The sequence below is a fragment of the Thalassotalea montiporae genome (genome assembly GCF_053485855.1).
The window spans coordinates 306,380-322,853 of record NZ_JBQRUO010000002.1; the positions used below are offsets into that span (position 1 = coordinate 306,380).

Consider the following 16,474-nt stretch of genomic DNA (forward strand, 5'->3'; position numbering starts at 1 on the left):
TGCTTGATAGCTCAAGACAAATCAGCATTCACACTATTAGCCTGACAATGGTTTAGCGGCGAGATTTACGCACCGCGACACCAAGTAAAACTAAACCAAGCAATGCTAAAGTATCTGGCTCTGGAATTTCAGCACTGTTTGGACGGCCAGCTAAGCTCGAAAAGCGTGCCGTTTGACTCTCGGTATAAAAGCCAACATGGCCAGCGGTAAAGCTATTATCGGTAAATGACTGCTCTACACCACCTAAGCTAAATGAAATTTCCTCACCTGAACGTGAAACGCTAAAGCGATAATTAACATCATCCTGCCAAAACAATTCCTGCTCGAACAAAGTGCTTGAAACACCATCGACTTCTTTAACTAAAAACAGACCACTAGAAACGGAGAACCGGCCGTCAGCACGATCACCACGATCGTTTAAGCCACCTTGCTCCCAACCCAAGCGATAGTGATTTCGCTCGTCTTGCCAGCCAAACACAACACCGAGAATATCGTCATCATCAAATAAATCCGATGTCGGCGTCATAAAGCCACTAAATACAAAATCACCATCAAAAATGAAATCACTAATTAAAGCGCCATTGGCATTGTTATTTTGTATTGCTTGATTGCCATTTGCACTGGTAATACCTTGCGAGCCACCACGCGCAGGAGATTCTGCCAATGTCCACAAACTGGTATCAATAATAATATTGGCTTGCGCATTAGTAAAAATTAGGAATAGAGATAAAAATGAAAGGCTTTTAATAGACTTCAACATGCTACAACCTAAAACAAGTTAATTAAAAGATAAAACAATAATGTTTTCTATGTTAAACAAATAGTTAGCTTGCTTAACATGATAGTTAACATGTGCTTAAGCAAAAACAACACCATTATAAAAAACTCCTAATTATCATAGAGTTAAAGTTCATCCTTTTTCTCAACAAAAGAAAGTGTTAAATAATCTGACACTTACTAGTAATTATTTACTGTTCAATAAGTTAAAGAGTTAGAAGCCAGATATCAGCCAGCTACCACCTAAGAAAAACAGCCGCCTTGAGTGAAGAGCACTATACTTAATAGACAGCACTTAAAGTAAAGCACGTAAACCAAAACAAAGCTCCCGAGTCAAAGCAGGGCATGACCTTCAGCTAAGTATTATTAAATAAGCTAGCTGACTTTTGCCGTAACATCGCCTGACCAAATAGGCTGGAGATCAGGGCGTGTTGAGCTTTCGAGGTTGAATTTTGTTCAATCTAAACGCTTTCTGATCGCGGCGCTCGTTTTGTCGCATAGTTGTTCTATGTAAAAAGCGAGCAACAATGAGCAGGAGGCGTTTAGATGAACCCAATCAATTAAAACAAAAGGGCAGCGTATGTTTGAGTTTTCTACTTTGTTGGCACTTATTTATGGAGAATGACTACACTGCACAAGTGCCGCCTTGTATAAAACCCAAACAGACTGCTGCAAAAACAACCCTGAAAGATCAACACGCCCTAATACCAACAACAAGTGTTCAAACCAACATTAGTGGAAGGCTTTCGACATTGCGCACCATGAGTTATCGCTCAATAATCATACTATTGTCAGTGTTTTTTACACTGCCCGTTATTGTGTTTGCCCAAGACACTGTTTCACATGTCGAAGATTCTGTAATTACCGCATCGGTATCGCCAGATTTTCCCAAAGGTTTACACGCCAAATATATGCGCTATCTCGGCCAAAAGCTCAACGTTAAAGTCAATATCAAACCTATGCCATTGGCGCGGCGAATCAAGGAGCTTGAGAAAGGCACTATCGATATCATTATTCTCAACTACCGAGAAAACCCAGCACTCACCTTTTTGCAACCCGCCTACAGCCCAATTACCGAATATCTGTTCGTCAATCACGACGACAAAGATACAATCACCAATTACCGACAGCTTATCAACGCTGCCATTGGCTTAAATACAGGCTCAGAAGTCTTCCCAATATTTGACAACGATAAGGCATCCAAAAAAATCACGGTTAATACGCTAGAACAAAAAATATTGCTGCTGAAGCACAATCGCATTGATGGTTTTTTTCATACGAATCTGAGCACTAAGGCGGTACTGCAACAAATGGGTTTAACTGAAGATATAGTCAAGTCTACTTGGCAGCCTCAATACTTGAGAAAGCAATCACATTTTGTCATTTCTCCAAATTCAAAGCTTTTTCATCGCAAAGTTGAGTTGGAGAAGATTATCGAGCAAGGAGTTGCTAATGACGAGTTTCTTGAAATTCGGCGAGTTCACTACAAAGCTACCAACAATTAGTGATCCCAAAAAGCGTAGTCTTCTTGTTGGAACAATCAGTACATGCGCTTAATAACAAAAACGCCCCTTTGCTAACCCTTGGGCTAGGCGCTAAAACATGAGTTAGCCATATAACGGCGTAATCAAGTCATCTGGACACCAAACCAACTCCAGCGTGTTAACTACGCTCACTTCGGTAACTCATTGTAAAAATTAAGCATACTGGTTATCGAAAGTCTTTGTGGCGCGAGCCCTACACCATGATAAAGGTAGCGTTGATAAGATAAAGATTGCCAGCCCTTACGTTTGATAAAACGGCTAAACTGACGAACATTCGTTTGTGTGATTAACTCAAAAGAATATTTTTCTAATGCCCCCTGATAGCGCTGAGAATTTTCAGCTAGCTGGTGTTGTGCAATTCGCAATACAGCTTGTCCTGCCATTAAAAAATGTCCGCCGACTGATGCTGTCAGTTTACCTTGCTCGATACTATCAATAGCATCTGGCAGCCAATCAAAACCACCAATAAAGTATGGCTGGCTTTGTTGATTACTAGCTAATTGATAGGCAGTCAGTGCCAAGTCGTCGTTAGCGCACCAAATTAATCGAGCTTGCGGGTAGCGACGTAAAATCTCGGGCAATTTGTCCTGCGCAACTTGCTTATCCCAATTGGTCGAAAATACCTGCTTTAGCTGGAGCTTTTGCTTAGCGTCCATATCCACCAGTACTTGCTCGCGTTGCTTGGAAACGGAATTAAAATTGCCCCCCAAACCCACCACATTTATTGGCTTATTTGGATATGCATTTTGATGCTCACGCATCAAAGCATCCAGCAGCAGTTGACTACCTTGTTGATTATCATAAACAACTTCCCCTATCCAACTAGGATAAGATTCAGTAGGGTATTGAATAATGCCATCTTGATTATCAAAATCGGTATCTTCTAAGGTGATAAATTTAACGTTTGCTTGGTTAAGTAGATCAAACAATGATTTGGCATTACCTTGGTAGGGGCGAATAATGACATAATCAGGTCTTTTATCCTGACGGAGCAGATGATTAACGGTAGCCAGCAACGAAAATCGGCTTTCTACTGATGAATAAGTTTGGATATTAATATCAAGATCAGCAGCCACTGCAAAAGCGACATCTTCGACGATTCGCCAAAATCCGTGCTCAGCAGCTTGAGGTAAAATTAACGCAATGGAGAGCTTGTCTTGAACAAGCGAGTCACCATTTTTTCGGGCTTGCTCGTTTGCTTCTTTGCTAAATGCCAAGCTATTAGCGCTGGCATTAACGCTTACGCAGAGTAATAGTAATAAAACATTCCAATACAAGCGAGCAACTTGGCGAGTTAGAATATTGATATGTAACACCCCATCAATGCCAGCACTTGTAACAAGATTAGCACAGAAGACAAAGCATATTTTTATCTTTACTTATTGAGTAAGTTTCTTCAATTCTAGAATTATTTATTAGCTGTTCGGCAGCTAATAACAGCACTTTCAGAAATCTAGATTAAAAGTAGCTATACCAGCGTGCAGCATTTTGCGTGCAATTCCGACTCGCTAAAGTGACTTTCGAATCCTTTAACAAGCATCTGAATTTTATAGAGAGGTTTTCTTGATAATGTTGAGAGAATGGCAATAACTGAACAAATCAGCAAAGGCAGCATACACTGCCTAAGCTCATCACCAAGGCTTATCTAAAACGCAAATTGCCGCGTGATAGTTGATCCAATGAATTGCAGCCCATTAAGCGCATATCACGCAGTAGCTCTTCTTTCATTAAGCCAAGCATACGTTCAACACCCGGTTGACCCGCTGCGGCTAATGGGTACAAGTAACCGCGACCAATACCGACCGCTTTTGCGCCAAGTGATAAGGCTTTAAGCACATGGGTACCACGCTGAACACCACTGTCGAACAACACGTCAATGCGATCACCAACAGCATCAACAATTTCTGCCAGTTGATCGAACGAGCTGCGAGAGCCATCAAGCTGACGGCCACCATGGTTAGAGATCACGATACCAGTACAGCCAATATCAGCGGCGCGTTTAGCGTCTTCAACCGTCATAATGCCTTTTAAGCAGAACTCGCCATCCCAGAACTTAACCATCTCTTCAACATCTTTCCAGTTCATTGATGGATCAAGCATTTTAGTGAAATAATCACCAATTGAGCTACTGCTATTGCCCATATCAATGTGTGCATCTAGCTGAGGTAGGCTAAAGCTTTCATGGGTAACATAGTTAATGCCCCACATTGGCTTAATGGCAAATTGAATCATGCCCGCAAGCGTTAAGCGGAACGGAATAGAGAAGCCAGTGCGCAAGTCACGCTCACGGTTACCACCGGTGATAGAGTCAACCGTTAGCATCATCACTTTAACACCAGCGGCTTTGGCACGCTCCATCATGGCTTTGTTTAAGCCGCGATCTTTGTGGAAGTAGAACTGGTAAACTTGCGGAGTGTCTACCAAGTCAGCAATTTCTTCTAGGCTAACTGTACCTAGGGAGGAAACACCAAACATAGTGCCGTATTTTTCCGCCGCTTTCGCTACCGCACGCTCACCTTTATGGTGGAACAAGCGCTGCAGCGCTGTTGGTGAGCAGTACACTGGCATATCCAGCTTTTGCCCCATGACGGTAGTTGATAAATCAACATCTTCAACGCCGGTCAGTACGCTTGGCAATAAATCACAGCCTTCAAACGCATCCGTGTTGCGACGATAAGTAGTTTCGTCGTCGGCGCCACCATCAATATAGTTAAAGATAGGGCCCGGCAGGCGCTGTTTTGCTAGTTTTCTAAAATCATGAAAGTTATGACATTGGCTTAATCGCATCATTGTCAGCTTCTCCTACTTTAAGTCTTAACTGATTAACAGCAAGCACAGTTGCGTTTGTGCTTGTCCATTTGGCCAACGCCTGGGTTAAAGCTATTGGTTGGGTCAAGCTGTTGATAAAAGGCCTTTACGCCCGGTTCTGCTTCATAAAGGTGGCCGACGTTGTGCTCAGCAGGGTATTTAGCCCCGCGAGAGTCGAGTAGCGCGAGCATTTCTTTTTTCACTTTCTTGGCATCGGCACCTTTTTTCAGGACATAGTCTTGGTGGAAGACATAGCAGAAGAAATGTCCATAATATAATGACTTATCGATTTGGCTGGCGATCGACTGTGGCAATTCCTCTTGCCACAACGGGTCATTGCGCTTAAGTGCAATATCTAACGCTAAGATATCGCCAACTGTTTTGTCGTGAAGCGTTTGATAACGAATGGCAGCACCCGCCGCAGCAAAACGTTGCAAGTAAGCTTTAGCCGCTTCGTCAGGTTGGCATTCAAAGTAATCTCCTGCGTCAGGGTTTTCTTTGAAATAGCTCGCCAAAAAGCTAGACGCTTCAGCAATACCCTCATCACTCATTTTCAAAATTAAGTGATGCTCGTACTTGTCACGATAAGCCAACATGCGCTCTGGTAAATGCTGTGGAAAACACTTACTTGCGACTTGTAATACACGATCGCTCATATACTTAGGCAATAAAGGCACCTTGTTTAAGGTGGCATCTACACGGCCTTTCAAGGCAAACAATTTAGGTAATCTGTCGGTACCTAAATGCTCAATACTTAAGAAAGTGTCTTTACCGTATTTCGCCGCGATATCGAAAATATCTCGGTGCATATACTCACCCACTTCAGGCAGGTGCTTGAAGGTGCTCAGAATATGGCGGCGCAAGTGGGTTAAGGTATCAGGGTTATTGGTACCGATATAATAAGTTTGCTCTTGTTTAGCGACTTCAAAGGTATCTAAACGCACAGCAAATACAGCAACTTTACCAGCACAGCCACTAGCTTCATAAAGACGGGTGGTATCCGCATTAAAGCGACTTGGCGTGTCGGCATCAACATCGCGTAAACGCTCAAGGTAATCGCTGGCACTGGCTTTTTCTTCGGTCGCTAAACTTGCCAACGAGAATTTTTCTGCTTCTAAGTTCGCTAAGATTTGTTCAGGCGTATCACCTAAGTCGATACCTAAGTGATTGACTAATTCCAGTTGACCTTGCTCGTCAACCCACGCATACAAAGACAATTCCGTATACGCAGGACCACGTTTCACCAGTGCACCACCAGAGTTATTGGCAATACCACCGACAATCGAAGCACCTAGGCAAGAAGAACCAATGACCGAATGCGGTGCGCGATTAAGTGGTTTAAGTGTTTTTTCCAAGGTATGTAAGGTTGTACCAGGGAAGCTGATCACTTGCTCACCGTCATCTAATACCAAGAGCTTGTTCATTGCCAAGGTATTGATGATGACAATTTCTCTGTCGTAGTCATCACCACTGGGTGTTGAGCCCTCTGTCAGACCAGTGTTTGCTGCTTGCATGATCATAATGCAGTCAGCAGCAACACAAAGCTTTAACACCTGCCAAAATTCTACCAGTGTTTCAGGGAAGACAACTGCTAGTGCGCTGCCGCCACCCGAGCGCCAGCCGGTGCGAAAATGCTCAGTGCTTTTCTGGCCAACGCGAATTTTGTTTTCACCTAACGCATCGGTTAAATCTGAAATAAGTCGTTTCTTATCCATATTAATCTCGAATCAGTAATCGTTAACACGTGTGTAACGGGTTAACTTTTCTAACGTTTAGCCAAGTGGACCAGTCAATTGCAAGCCATATAAGGCAAACATGACTAACGCGCCAGCAAATAACACATAGTAAATCGTTGGCAATACCGTTTTTCTTAAGGTTGCCCCTTCTTGGCCAAGCAGGCCAACGGTAGCACTTGCCGCAACAACGTTGTGAATGGCAATCATATTACCTGCAGCAGCGCCAACCGCTTGGGCAGCAATAATAATCGCAGGCGATAGGTGTAAGCTGACTGCCGCTTCATATTGGAACTGGCTGAACATCATGTTCGAAACAGTATTTGAACCAGCGATAAAGGCACCTAATGCGCCAATCGTTGGACTGATCAGTGGGAAGGCGTCACCAAACCAAGTGGCAAACATTTGCGCGCTGCTCATTGGCATGCTCGGTAAATCAGCCATGTTAACGCCCGAGTTAATAAATAATCGTACCATCGGAATAGTGAAAATCAGCACGAAGCCAGCACTGAAAATAGTTTTGCTCGACTCTTTAAACGCTTTGCTTAGCGCATCGCCACGCGTAGTTGTGCTACCTTGCAACATTACCGCTGCTAGCGCGCCAATCAGTAATAAACCACCCGGCAAGTAAAGCGGGCTAAACGCGGTACTCACGCCGGCTTCACCAAGAATGTCAGTAAAACCAATGCTGACGCTATTAAGTAGTGCTTTGAAATCACCAAACACACGTGAGCAAACTAAAAGAGCAGCCACTAGTAGATAGGGCGTCCAAGCAATGACTTGTGACATTGGCTTGGTCACTTTCAGATCGTTGTCAGCAATTTCCAGTTTACCTAACCAGTTTTCTGGCCATTGTGACTTTTCAGGGAATTGCCAGTGATTTTTAGGAGTTAAGAAGCCTTTTTTAGCAGCGCTGACAACAATGGCCATGCTCACTAAACCACCGATTAGTGATGGGAATTCTGGCCCTAGGAAAATACCTGTTAATGCATAAGGAATGGTGAAAGCGATACCCGCGAATAATGCGAAAGGTAATATCTCTAAGCCTTCTTTCCAGCTTTTATTTTTGCCGAAAAAGCGGGTTAGCATCATCACCATAAACAATGGCATTAACGTACCAATAATGGCGTGAATAATGGCAACATCAGCCGTGATAAGCTGCAGGTATTGCTCCCATGTCCAACCTTGGCTAGCTAATTGCGCTTCAATGGCAACCGTATCTAGACCTTTGTTAACACCAATCACGATTGGCGTACCAACAGCACCAAATGATACTGGCGTGCTTTGGATCATCATGCCCATAAGAACAGCAGCAACGGCAGGGAAACCAATGGCGACCAGTAATGGCGCAGCAATCGCAGCAGGCGTACCAAAACCAGAAGCACCTTCAATAAAAGTACCAAAACACCAAGCAATCACAATCGCTTGAATACGTCTATCAGGAGATACTTGAGTAAACCCTTGACGAATAACGGCAATAGCACCGGTGTGTTTTAACGTGTTAAGCAGGAAAATAGCGCCAAAGACAATCCATAGCACAGACACGGTAATCCCCATACCCTGTAAAATAGAGGCAATAACTCTATTGGCGCTCATGTCCCAAACTAATAAACCTAATAAAGCGGTCACCAATAGTACTACTGGCATCGCTTTTTTCGCTGGCCAGTGTAAACCGACCAATAATAATGCTGAAAGAGCAATTGGCATCAACGCCAAAAAGCCCAGAGTAAGTTCACTCACTCTCAAGTCTCCTAATCGTTATATTCTTAGATGCTTGTTTACCAGTCCTTGCGTTCTAGTGATTGTTTTTCTAGTGCTTGCTGTTGTAGTCATTTTGGTAAACAAAATTAGCGGGAATGTACAATTATCAGAACTATTAATATATATTAATAAAAGAGAATCATTTTTTCCTTTTTTGACATAATCACTTCTTTATTTGGTTAACGCATGGTTAAAGCAGACGACATTTTTCTTTTTGTACAAGTAGTTGATGAAGGCTCATTTTCAAGAGTGGCAGAAAAACTAGCAATGACAAATTCAGTGGTGAGTAAGCGTATTACGCGCTTAGAGCAAGAATTAAACGTACAACTTTTCTATCGCACCACGCGCAAACTCAATCTTACGGAGGCAGGTCATGCGCTTTATGGTAAAGCACGCCTTGCCAAACAAGCCCTACAAGACGCACAAGACACAGTAACGGGCTACGGCGATGCCGTGCGCGGTAAAATAAAGGTGACAGTTCCCGTTGTCTCAGCTCATGTTATTTTGAGTAGATCTATTGCTGAATTCTGCAAGCTATACCCCGATGTCGAAATAGAGTTAATAGTCACCAATCGCATGGTTGACATTATTAATGACGGATTTGACTTAGCCATACGTACCGCCGACTTGGAGGATTCTTCACTCATTGCTAGGCGCTTAATCGACTCACGCTGGGTCGTTTGTGCAAGTCCTGGCTATGTTGCTCAGCACGGCAAACCGCCGCACCCAGCACAGTTAAAAGATCATCAATGTTTGATCTACAAGTATGAAGGAGTGGGGCCAGACAACTGGCAATTTAGCGAACAAGAAAAAGACTTTTATGTGCAGGTGGTTGGCCGCTTTCACGCCAATAGTTTGGAGTCGATTAGGCAAGCACTACTAAACGATTTTGGCATCGCATATCTACCACAGGTATTAATTCACGAAGATTTAAAAAGTGGCCGCCTTGTGCCGTTATTGGATGACTATGCAGCAAAAAACTTAGGGGTGTATGCTGTCTACCCTCGTTCACGACAGCCAGATAAAAAGCTTAACTTATTAGTGGAGCATTTTCGCGATGCTTTTCAACATAAGAAAGAGTATTTTTATTAAGAAGCCGCCATTTATCGCATAAAGTGAAACCAAGAGATTCCATGATGCGCTTTCGGTGCTAGCTGCACCGAAAGCGTCATGTTCTAAAATGAAAACTACAAATTTTCTTCGGCAAATGATGCTAAACGGCTACGCACGACACCATTTAAGTTTATCGTCGCGCTGCCGGGAAAGTCTTTAAAGCGCTCTACAATATAGGTCAAACCAGAGGTCACGGCGGTTAGGTAGTTGCTGTCAATTTGCGCCAAGTTACCTGAACACACCAGCTTAGTGCCTTCACCACAACGAGTAATGATGGTTTTTAGCTGAGAAGCAGTCAGGTTTTGGCATTCATCCAGTAACACGATGGCATTTTGAATGCTGCGACCGCGCATAAAGTTGACTGACTTAAATTGAATATTAGCCTTTTCCATTATGTAGTTCATGCTGCCACTCATGCTTTCATCTTGCTTGTGCAAAACTTCCAGCGAGTCAGTAATGGCCGCTAGCCAAGGGGCCATTTTCTCTTCTTCTGTGCCCGGCAAGAAACCAATAGATTCCGCAATTTCTGGCGTACTGCGAGTCACAATCACTTTGTCGTATAGGCCACGCTCAATCACTTGCTCTAAAGCGGCAGCCAAGGCCAATAGCGTTTTACCACAGCCGGCAGGGCCAGTCAGAATCACCAAATCAATCGTCGGGTCGAGCAAGGCGTCCATCGCCATCCCTTGATAAATATTTTTCGGATGAATACCCCACGCTTGCTTGGCCATTAAGCGCTCGCGCGATAAATCTTGAATCGCCAGTTGTTCTTCGTCCCAACCGACAATTTTGCCTGCAAAATGCTCACCATCATCCAGCAAGTATTCGTTCATGTAAGTAGCTGGCAAAATATCACGTTTGACATAGTGCGTGGTATTACGCCCTTCACTTTCGCTTTCACACTCTTTGATATTGTCCCAAAAGTCGCCGTCAAATTGGTGATAGCCCTTCGTTAAAAAGCGAACATCGTCAATCAGTTGGTCGGTACGATAATCTTCAACATGTGCCATCCCTGCCCCTTTCGCTTTTAGGCGCATATTGATGTCTTTGGTCACCAACACGACTTTGCGATCGAGATTATGATTCTGAATATTGATGGCGGCATTGATAATACGGTTATCATTTTCGTTAAATGACAAGGTTGACGCTTTTTGCTCAAGTGCATAGTCATTGATAATCGATAGCGCACCACTAGGTGATTGTTCTTGGCTGCCCAAACTCGTCGCCAGTGGCACCCCTGCAATAATTTGCTCAGGTGTCGAATTGGCCAGCACATCTTCTAGTGCGCGAATGGCAACGCGAGCATCGCGGCTGACATCTTTTTTGCGGTCTTTTATCGAGTCTAATTCTTCCAATACTGTCATCGGAACGACAACATCATGTTCTTTAAAGGAGAGAAAGGCGAAAGGTTCGTGAAGCAGGATATTCGTATCTAAAACATAGATAATGGTTTCGTCAGACATATAGGCACGCTCGCTTAGCATAGAGCCATCGTAGTCAGACGAAAGCGCATGGGGCAAGTGTCGACAAGCCCGTACTGTCACTATCAACCTAAGCTACGATTTTTCCAGCGGTTGATGAATTCCTTGTAAACTTAACAACTTCACTCTGACAGCTTAAGAGCGCTCTCGCAAGCAAATTTTGGTGATTTTACACGCAATTTTTTCAGCTATTGACGCGGCCTAAAAAGCTGTCATAGTAGGCTATTACCAAGCGCATTTTTCCGCGTAATTTCTTGTCTAACAAACACATTTCTATACCGTTAACATTAACGCTAAAATTCTCCTCAACCACAGTCGTTACTCCCCCCCTTTCAAGCGCACAGAAAAAACACGAATTTTTTGATGATTACAACTAGTATTAACGGTAATATGTCGCCCCTTTTTTGCCTGAGCCAGTGGCGTTGCTACACGAATTAAGCAATGCGCGTTAACTCTTTTACTGGCTGAATCGTTTTTGGAGTGTGTCAATATGCATTTTTTTCCTGGCCAACGTTGGATCAGTGATAGTGAATCAGATCAAGGTCTTGGTACAGTTACCGGTGTCGAAAATCGTCATGTCACGATAATTTTTACCGCCACTGGTGAAGCGAGAAAATATGCAATCGACAATGCGCCATTAACCCGCGTAGTTTTTAATCCTGGTGATTTGGTGCCAAGCCATGAAGGCTGGATGCTAAAAGTTGAAGATGTCGTCGAGCAAGGTGGCTTACTTTCCTACACAGGCACACGCGTTGATACGGGTGAGCAAACCCAGTTAAAAGAAGTGATGATAGATCACTTTATCAAGTTCAATAAACCGCAAGACCGCTTAATCAACGGTCAAGTCGATCGCCTTGATTGGTTCCGTCTACGCAAAGCCAGCCTTAAACATCAATACGAGCAACAGCAGTCACCGCTAGTTGGCTTAGCCGGCGGTCGCGTTAGCTTAATTCCACACCAACTTTATATCGCTGAAGAAGTCGGTAGTCGATTCGCGCCAAGGGTATTGCTTGCCGATGAAGTTGGTTTAGGTAAAACCATTGAAGCTGGTTTGATTATCCATCAACAACTCGTCACAGGCCGCGCCCAACGTGTGTTGATTGTGGTACCTGATTCGCTAATGCACCAGTGGCTCGTAGAAATGCTACGCCGCTTTAATTTAAAGTTTGCCATTTACGATGAAGAGCGCTGTCAGCAAAGTGGCGACGAGAACCCGTTTAGCGCCGAACAATTAGTATTAGTAAACCTAAGTTTCATCACCGAAAACCCACAATGGTACGAAGCACTCATTGCTGAAGATTGGGACTTAATGGTTGTCGATGAAGCGCATCACCTTAACTGGTCAAAAGAAGCACCTAGCATTGAATATCAGTGTATTGAACAGCTTGCACAAGTGATCCCAGGTGTATTGCTATTAACAGCAACGCCAGATCAACTAGGCCACGAAAGCCACTTTGCCCGTTTGCGTCTGCTTGACCCTGATCGTTTCTACGATTATCAAGCCTTTATTGAAGAAGAAAGCCATTACACAGAAGTTGCCGATGCCGCTAATGCCTTAGTTGCCAAGCAAGCGCTAAGTGCAACACAAAGTGAAACGCTGAAAAAGCTACTGCATGAAACTGATATTAACAGCCAGCTAGCCGAATTAACGGGCGATGATGAAAAAGCGCAAGAAACGGCGCGCCAAGGCTTAATTAAGCAATTACTCGATCGCCATGGCACTGGGCGAATTCTATTTAGAAACAGCCGTAATACCATTAAAGGTTTCCCAGAGCGTAAAGCACTGCCTGCGCCACTTACCTTGCCAGAAGCTTACCAGCAAAGCATCAATGATTTAGTCGCAGATAAATCTGCAGACGAGTTGGCTGAGCTTAGGCAAAGTAAGTTGTTAAACACGCCAGAGCGTCTATACAGCTTAAGCTCAGCAACAAGCAATTGGTATGATATCGACCCTCGCGTTGACTACTTAATTGACTTGTTAAAATCACTGACGCAAGAAAAAGTGTTAGTGATTTGTGCCCATGCCGATACAGCGATTGAACTAGAAAACGCCTTGCGCGTAAAAGAAGGTATTCGCGCGGCGGTATTCCACGAAGGTTTAAGTATTTTTGAACGTGACCGCGCCGCTGCTTACTTCGCCCAAGAAGAAGATAGCGCACAAGTGCTGCTTTGTTCAGAAATAGGTAGTGAAGGCCGTAACTTCCAGTTCGCTCACCACTTGGTATTATTCGACCTGCCAACTAACCCTGATTTATTAGAGCAGCGCATTGGTCGTTTAGATCGTATTGGTCAAACGCAAACCATCAAGTTACATATCCCGTATTTTGAGCAATCACCACAAGCGCTGCTCTACCGCTGGTACCAAGAGTCATTAAATGCCTTCGAGCACACTTGTGTAACGGGTCGTGCGGTATTTGAAAGCCATGGCAGTGAGTTACAAGCGGCAATGTTTGCGCAAAACTGGCAAGGTGATGCCATTGATGCTGTGATTGAAGCAAGCCATCAGCAACATCTAACCATCAAGCAAGAACTTGAAAGTGGCCGTGACAAATTGCTCGAGCTGAATTCAAGTGGCCAAGGCCGCGCGCAAGAAATTGTTGAACAGGTAGCAAAATTAGATAACCAAATCGACTTGCCACAGTATATGTTCCAAGTGTTTGATGTTTTTGGGATTCAGCAAGACGACAAAGCTGACAATGCGATTGCCCTAAACCCAACTGAGCATATGCTATCACCAAACTTCCCGCAGTTACCGGAAGATGGCACCACAGTGACCTTTGATCGCGAAACTGCCTTGGCATGTGAAGACTACCAGCTACTTTCATGGGATCACCCTATGGTGCGTGGCGCGATGGATTTAGTGCTCAGCGACGAAATTGGTAACGCCAGCATCGGTTTATTGAAAAACCCAGCACTGCCCGTTGGTACATTCTTCCTAGAGTGTATTTTCACCGTTGAAGCAACGGCGCCAAGCCACTTGCAACTAGGCCGTTACTTGCCAACTACGCCGATTCGCGTGTTAGTAGACAAAGCCGGTAATAACTTAGCGAGCAAGGTGTCTTCACAAGTGCTTGAGCAGCAATTAACGCCAGTGAAGAAACAAGTGGCGACTCAACTGATTAAAGCACTAAAAGGTGAAGTGCCTGCATTGGTGACTAAAGCAGAAGCACATGCACAAGCGCAAATCCCGGCGATCACGGAAAAGGCTAACGCCAATATGCACCAGACACTTGATCAAGAGTTTGATCGCCTGCAAGCATTAGCGGCGATTAACCCAAGTGTTCGCCAAGCAGAGCTCGACTTTATTAAAACGCAGCAAAGCCAATTAACTGATTACTTAGCCAAAGCACAGTTAACCTTTGAAGCAATTCGCCTGATTGTGGTGACGCACTAGGCCGAGTAATTACAGAGTTTGTTGTTATGGTAGCCAATCCTGATTTTATCTATCGACCACCGATGTCACCTTATTTAGACATCATCTATCAAGACGATGACTTGGTAGTGCTAAATAAGCAAAGTGGCATTTTATCGGTGCCCGGTCGTTTAGCTGAACATCAGGATTGTTTGCAGCACCGCGTAATGTCGGTACTGCCGACAGCAACCATAGTACACCGCTTAGATATGGCGACATCAGGTATTATTGTGATGGCACTCAATAAACCCGCTCATGTCGATATCAGTCGCCAGTTCGAAAAGCGTCAAACTCAAAAAAGCTACCTTGCTCGCGTTTATGGTCAACTAGACGAGCCTTCTGGCGAAGTGAATTTACCGCTCATTTGTGACTGGCCTAATCGACCAAAACAAAAAGTCGATCATGAGCATGGTAAAAAAGCGCTGACCCGCTACCAGCTTATCAGCCAAGAAAGCGAAACTGCCTTGGTTGAACTAACGCCAGTGACTGGCCGCTCTCATCAATTACGGGTGCATATGTTAGCCCTTGGCCATCCAATTATTGGCGATCGCCTCTATGCCCATGACCGAGCATTGGCACTAAGCAATCGTCTGCAACTACATGCAAGCTCTCTAACCCTAGCCCATCCTGTAACTAAAGAGTGTTTAACCTTTACCGCACCTTGCCTGTTTCAAGACCATATTCCACAAGCCTAAAGGCGTGTTAGTATTGGCCGATAAACTATTAGTTTGTGGCCAACGATTATTGTCGGCACTTGGTTTATTCAGTAGATAGTTATTCGGTAGGTAATCGATAAGTGAAGCATTCTATTTCTGTCATTTTCTTTTTCGCGATTAGTTTATTGCTAAGCACAACAAGTGTTAACGCGCAGCAAGCCCCTGATGCTAATCAGCCTGCGAGCGACAATGCTATGCAAGAACAGCCCATGCAAGAAAAGGACATGCAAGACAAAAGTATGGCCGACGGCGATATGAAAAGTGGCGACATGGTGGGTAAAGATATGGCTGGCAAGGATATGGCTAATAAGCAATCCAACATTCGTCCACCAGTTTCACTTATCGAGCAGTTTACCCAAGACATAGAACGCAGCCTTGATAGCAGTCTTGTCAACCCTATGCTGGCAGGTACCGAAGATTTTCTGACCATTCTACAGCCCGACAATCATAGTACCGATCGCGGTATCGCGATTTTACTACCTGAATGGAACCAAGCAGCAACAGATACTCGTGCCATTAATTTTTTGCGTCAGCACCTGCCCAATGAAGGCTGGACAACGATTGCGATCCAACCTATCACTAAACCTGAAAACTACCCTAGCCAGCAACTAAAACCTTCGCTAGCTGCTGAAGAAAACAAGGAAATGTTGACGAAATACGCTGAGCAACTAGCGCCTATGCTTACTAGTGTGATGGAGAAAGCAGCTGAGTACCCTGGTGTATTCTTAGTAATAGCGCAAGGAAATAACGCTGCAATTTTGCTTGATTTGTATGAACAAGCCGCCGTTGAACAGCCCAATGCCTTGATTACCTTGAGCGCTCATCGGCAAAGCGCGGCAGGTAATCAGCGTTTAGCAGAACAAATTGCAGGCTCAGAGCTACCTGTATTAGATATTGTCTTGAAAAAAGACGTTCACTGGATCAAATACTTTGCTCAAGATCGTCAAAAAGCCGCTAAACGTGAATTAAAGCCCATCTATCGCCAACGAGAGTTAACAAACTTTCGCGCGGGCTATTACCCAGAAGAGCGCTTAGCGAAAGAAATTAAAGGTTGGCTAACCACTGTTGGTTGGTAGGGTTAGAAGTAGCGTAAACCAGACTTAACCGATAATCAGACTTAACCGATAAC

11 protein-coding genes are annotated in these 16,474 nt (G+C 44.2%); 5 read left to right on the plus strand and 6 right to left on the minus strand.

Going from position 1 to position 16,474, the window contains the following annotated elements; translation table 11 throughout:
* Nucleotides 1–52 precede the first annotated feature (52 nt).
* The gene (locus tag ACSLUR_RS07945; RefSeq protein WP_448553422.1) at nucleotides 53–760 is read right to left on the minus strand and encodes a PEP-CTERM sorting domain-containing protein; all 708 of its coding nucleotides are present in this window, start codon (nucleotides 758–760) and stop codon (nucleotides 53–55) included.
* Between the two features lie 631 nt (nucleotides 761–1,391).
* On the opposite strand from ACSLUR_RS07945, the gene ACSLUR_RS07950 reads away from it, so the two are divergent.
* Entirely contained in the window at nucleotides 1,392–2,282 is an 891-nt protein-coding gene (locus ACSLUR_RS07950; RefSeq protein ID WP_448553424.1) for a substrate-binding periplasmic protein, read from the plus strand.
* A 167-nt stretch (nucleotides 2,283–2,449) separates the two neighbouring features.
* Here the strand turns inward: ACSLUR_RS07950 and ACSLUR_RS07955 are convergent, their stop codons facing one another.
* The 4 genes from ACSLUR_RS07955 to ACSLUR_RS07970 all read right to left on the minus strand — a co-directional run bounded on the left by ACSLUR_RS07955 (nucleotide 2,450) and on the right by ACSLUR_RS07970 (nucleotide 8,602).
* Nucleotides 2,450–3,637 carry an ABC transporter substrate-binding protein gene (locus ACSLUR_RS07955; RefSeq protein ID WP_448553426.1) on the minus strand — a complete coding sequence of 396 codons (1,188 nt, stop codon included), beginning with the start codon at nucleotides 3,635–3,637 and terminating at the stop codon, nucleotides 2,450–2,452.
* Between the two features lie 325 nt (nucleotides 3,638–3,962).
* Entirely contained in the window at nucleotides 3,963–5,111 is a 1,149-nt protein-coding gene (locus ACSLUR_RS07960; RefSeq protein ID WP_448553427.1) for an alpha-hydroxy acid oxidase, read from the minus strand.
* Between the two features lie 32 nt (nucleotides 5,112–5,143).
* Complete coding sequence (gene dld / locus ACSLUR_RS07965; protein ID WP_448553429.1) at nucleotides 5,144–6,844, minus strand: D-lactate dehydrogenase; 1,701 nt, start codon at nucleotides 6,842–6,844, stop codon at nucleotides 5,144–5,146.
* Nucleotides 6,845–6,901: 57 nt separating this feature from the next.
* Nucleotides 6,902–8,602, minus strand: coding sequence for an L-lactate permease (locus tag ACSLUR_RS07970; protein WP_448553431.1), 1,701 nt, complete (start codon nucleotides 8,600–8,602; stop codon nucleotides 6,902–6,904).
* A 207-nt stretch (nucleotides 8,603–8,809) separates the two neighbouring features.
* On the opposite strand from ACSLUR_RS07970, the gene ACSLUR_RS07975 reads away from it, so the two are divergent.
* Nucleotides 8,810–9,715, plus strand: coding sequence for a LysR family transcriptional regulator (locus ACSLUR_RS07975; protein ID WP_448553433.1), 906 nt, complete (start codon nucleotides 8,810–8,812; stop codon nucleotides 9,713–9,715).
* 95 nt (nucleotides 9,716–9,810) lie between these two features.
* Here the strand turns inward: ACSLUR_RS07975 and ACSLUR_RS07980 are convergent, their stop codons facing one another.
* Nucleotides 9,811–11,199 (minus strand): PhoH family protein, encoded by a 1,389-nt coding sequence (locus ACSLUR_RS07980; protein WP_448554347.1) that lies wholly within the window; start codon nucleotides 11,197–11,199, stop codon nucleotides 9,811–9,813.
* Nucleotides 11,200–11,707: 508 nt separating this feature from the next.
* Between ACSLUR_RS07980 and rapA the strand changes: the two genes are divergently transcribed.
* The 3 genes from rapA to ACSLUR_RS07995 all read left to right on the plus strand — a co-directional run bounded on the left by rapA (nucleotide 11,708) and on the right by ACSLUR_RS07995 (nucleotide 16,421).
* Nucleotides 11,708–14,611, plus strand: a complete 2,904-nt coding sequence (rapA, locus tag ACSLUR_RS07985; protein WP_448553435.1) for an RNA polymerase-associated protein RapA — start codon at nucleotides 11,708–11,710, stop codon at nucleotides 14,609–14,611.
* Between the two features lie 26 nt (nucleotides 14,612–14,637).
* Nucleotides 14,638–15,324: an RluA family pseudouridine synthase gene (locus ACSLUR_RS07990; protein ID WP_448553437.1), complete on the plus strand. Its 687-nt coding sequence runs from the start codon at nucleotides 14,638–14,640 to the stop codon at nucleotides 15,322–15,324.
* Nucleotides 15,325–15,425: 101 nt separating this feature from the next.
* Nucleotides 15,426–16,421 carry a DUF3530 family protein gene (locus ACSLUR_RS07995; protein ID WP_448553439.1) on the plus strand — a complete coding sequence of 332 codons (996 nt, stop codon included), beginning with the start codon at nucleotides 15,426–15,428 and terminating at the stop codon, nucleotides 16,419–16,421.
* Nucleotides 16,422–16,474 lie beyond the last annotated feature (53 nt).

Coding starts and splice junctions, on each gene's coding strand:
- ACSLUR_RS07950 (WP_448553424.1), top strand. CDS start 1,392: ATGGAGAATGACTACACTGCACAAGTGCCGCCTTGTATAAAACCCAAA.
- ACSLUR_RS07975 (WP_448553433.1), top strand. CDS start 8,810: ATGGTTAAAGCAGACGACATTTTTCTTTTTGTACAAGTAGTTGATGAA.
- ACSLUR_RS07980 (WP_448554347.1), bottom strand. CDS start 11,199: ATGTCTGACGAAACCATTATCTATGTTTTAGATACGAATATCCTGCTT.
- ACSLUR_RS07990 (WP_448553437.1), top strand. CDS start 14,638: ATGGTAGCCAATCCTGATTTTATCTATCGACCACCGATGTCACCTTAT.
- ACSLUR_RS07945 (WP_448553422.1), bottom strand. CDS start 760: ATGTTGAAGTCTATTAAAAGCCTTTCATTTTTATCTCTATTCCTAATT.
- dld (WP_448553429.1), bottom strand. CDS start 6,844: ATGGATAAGAAACGACTTATTTCAGATTTAACCGATGCGTTAGGTGAA.
- ACSLUR_RS07960 (WP_448553427.1), bottom strand. CDS start 5,111: ATGATGCGATTAAGCCAATGTCATAACTTTCATGATTTTAGAAAACTA.
- rapA (WP_448553435.1), top strand. CDS start 11,708: ATGCATTTTTTTCCTGGCCAACGTTGGATCAGTGATAGTGAATCAGAT.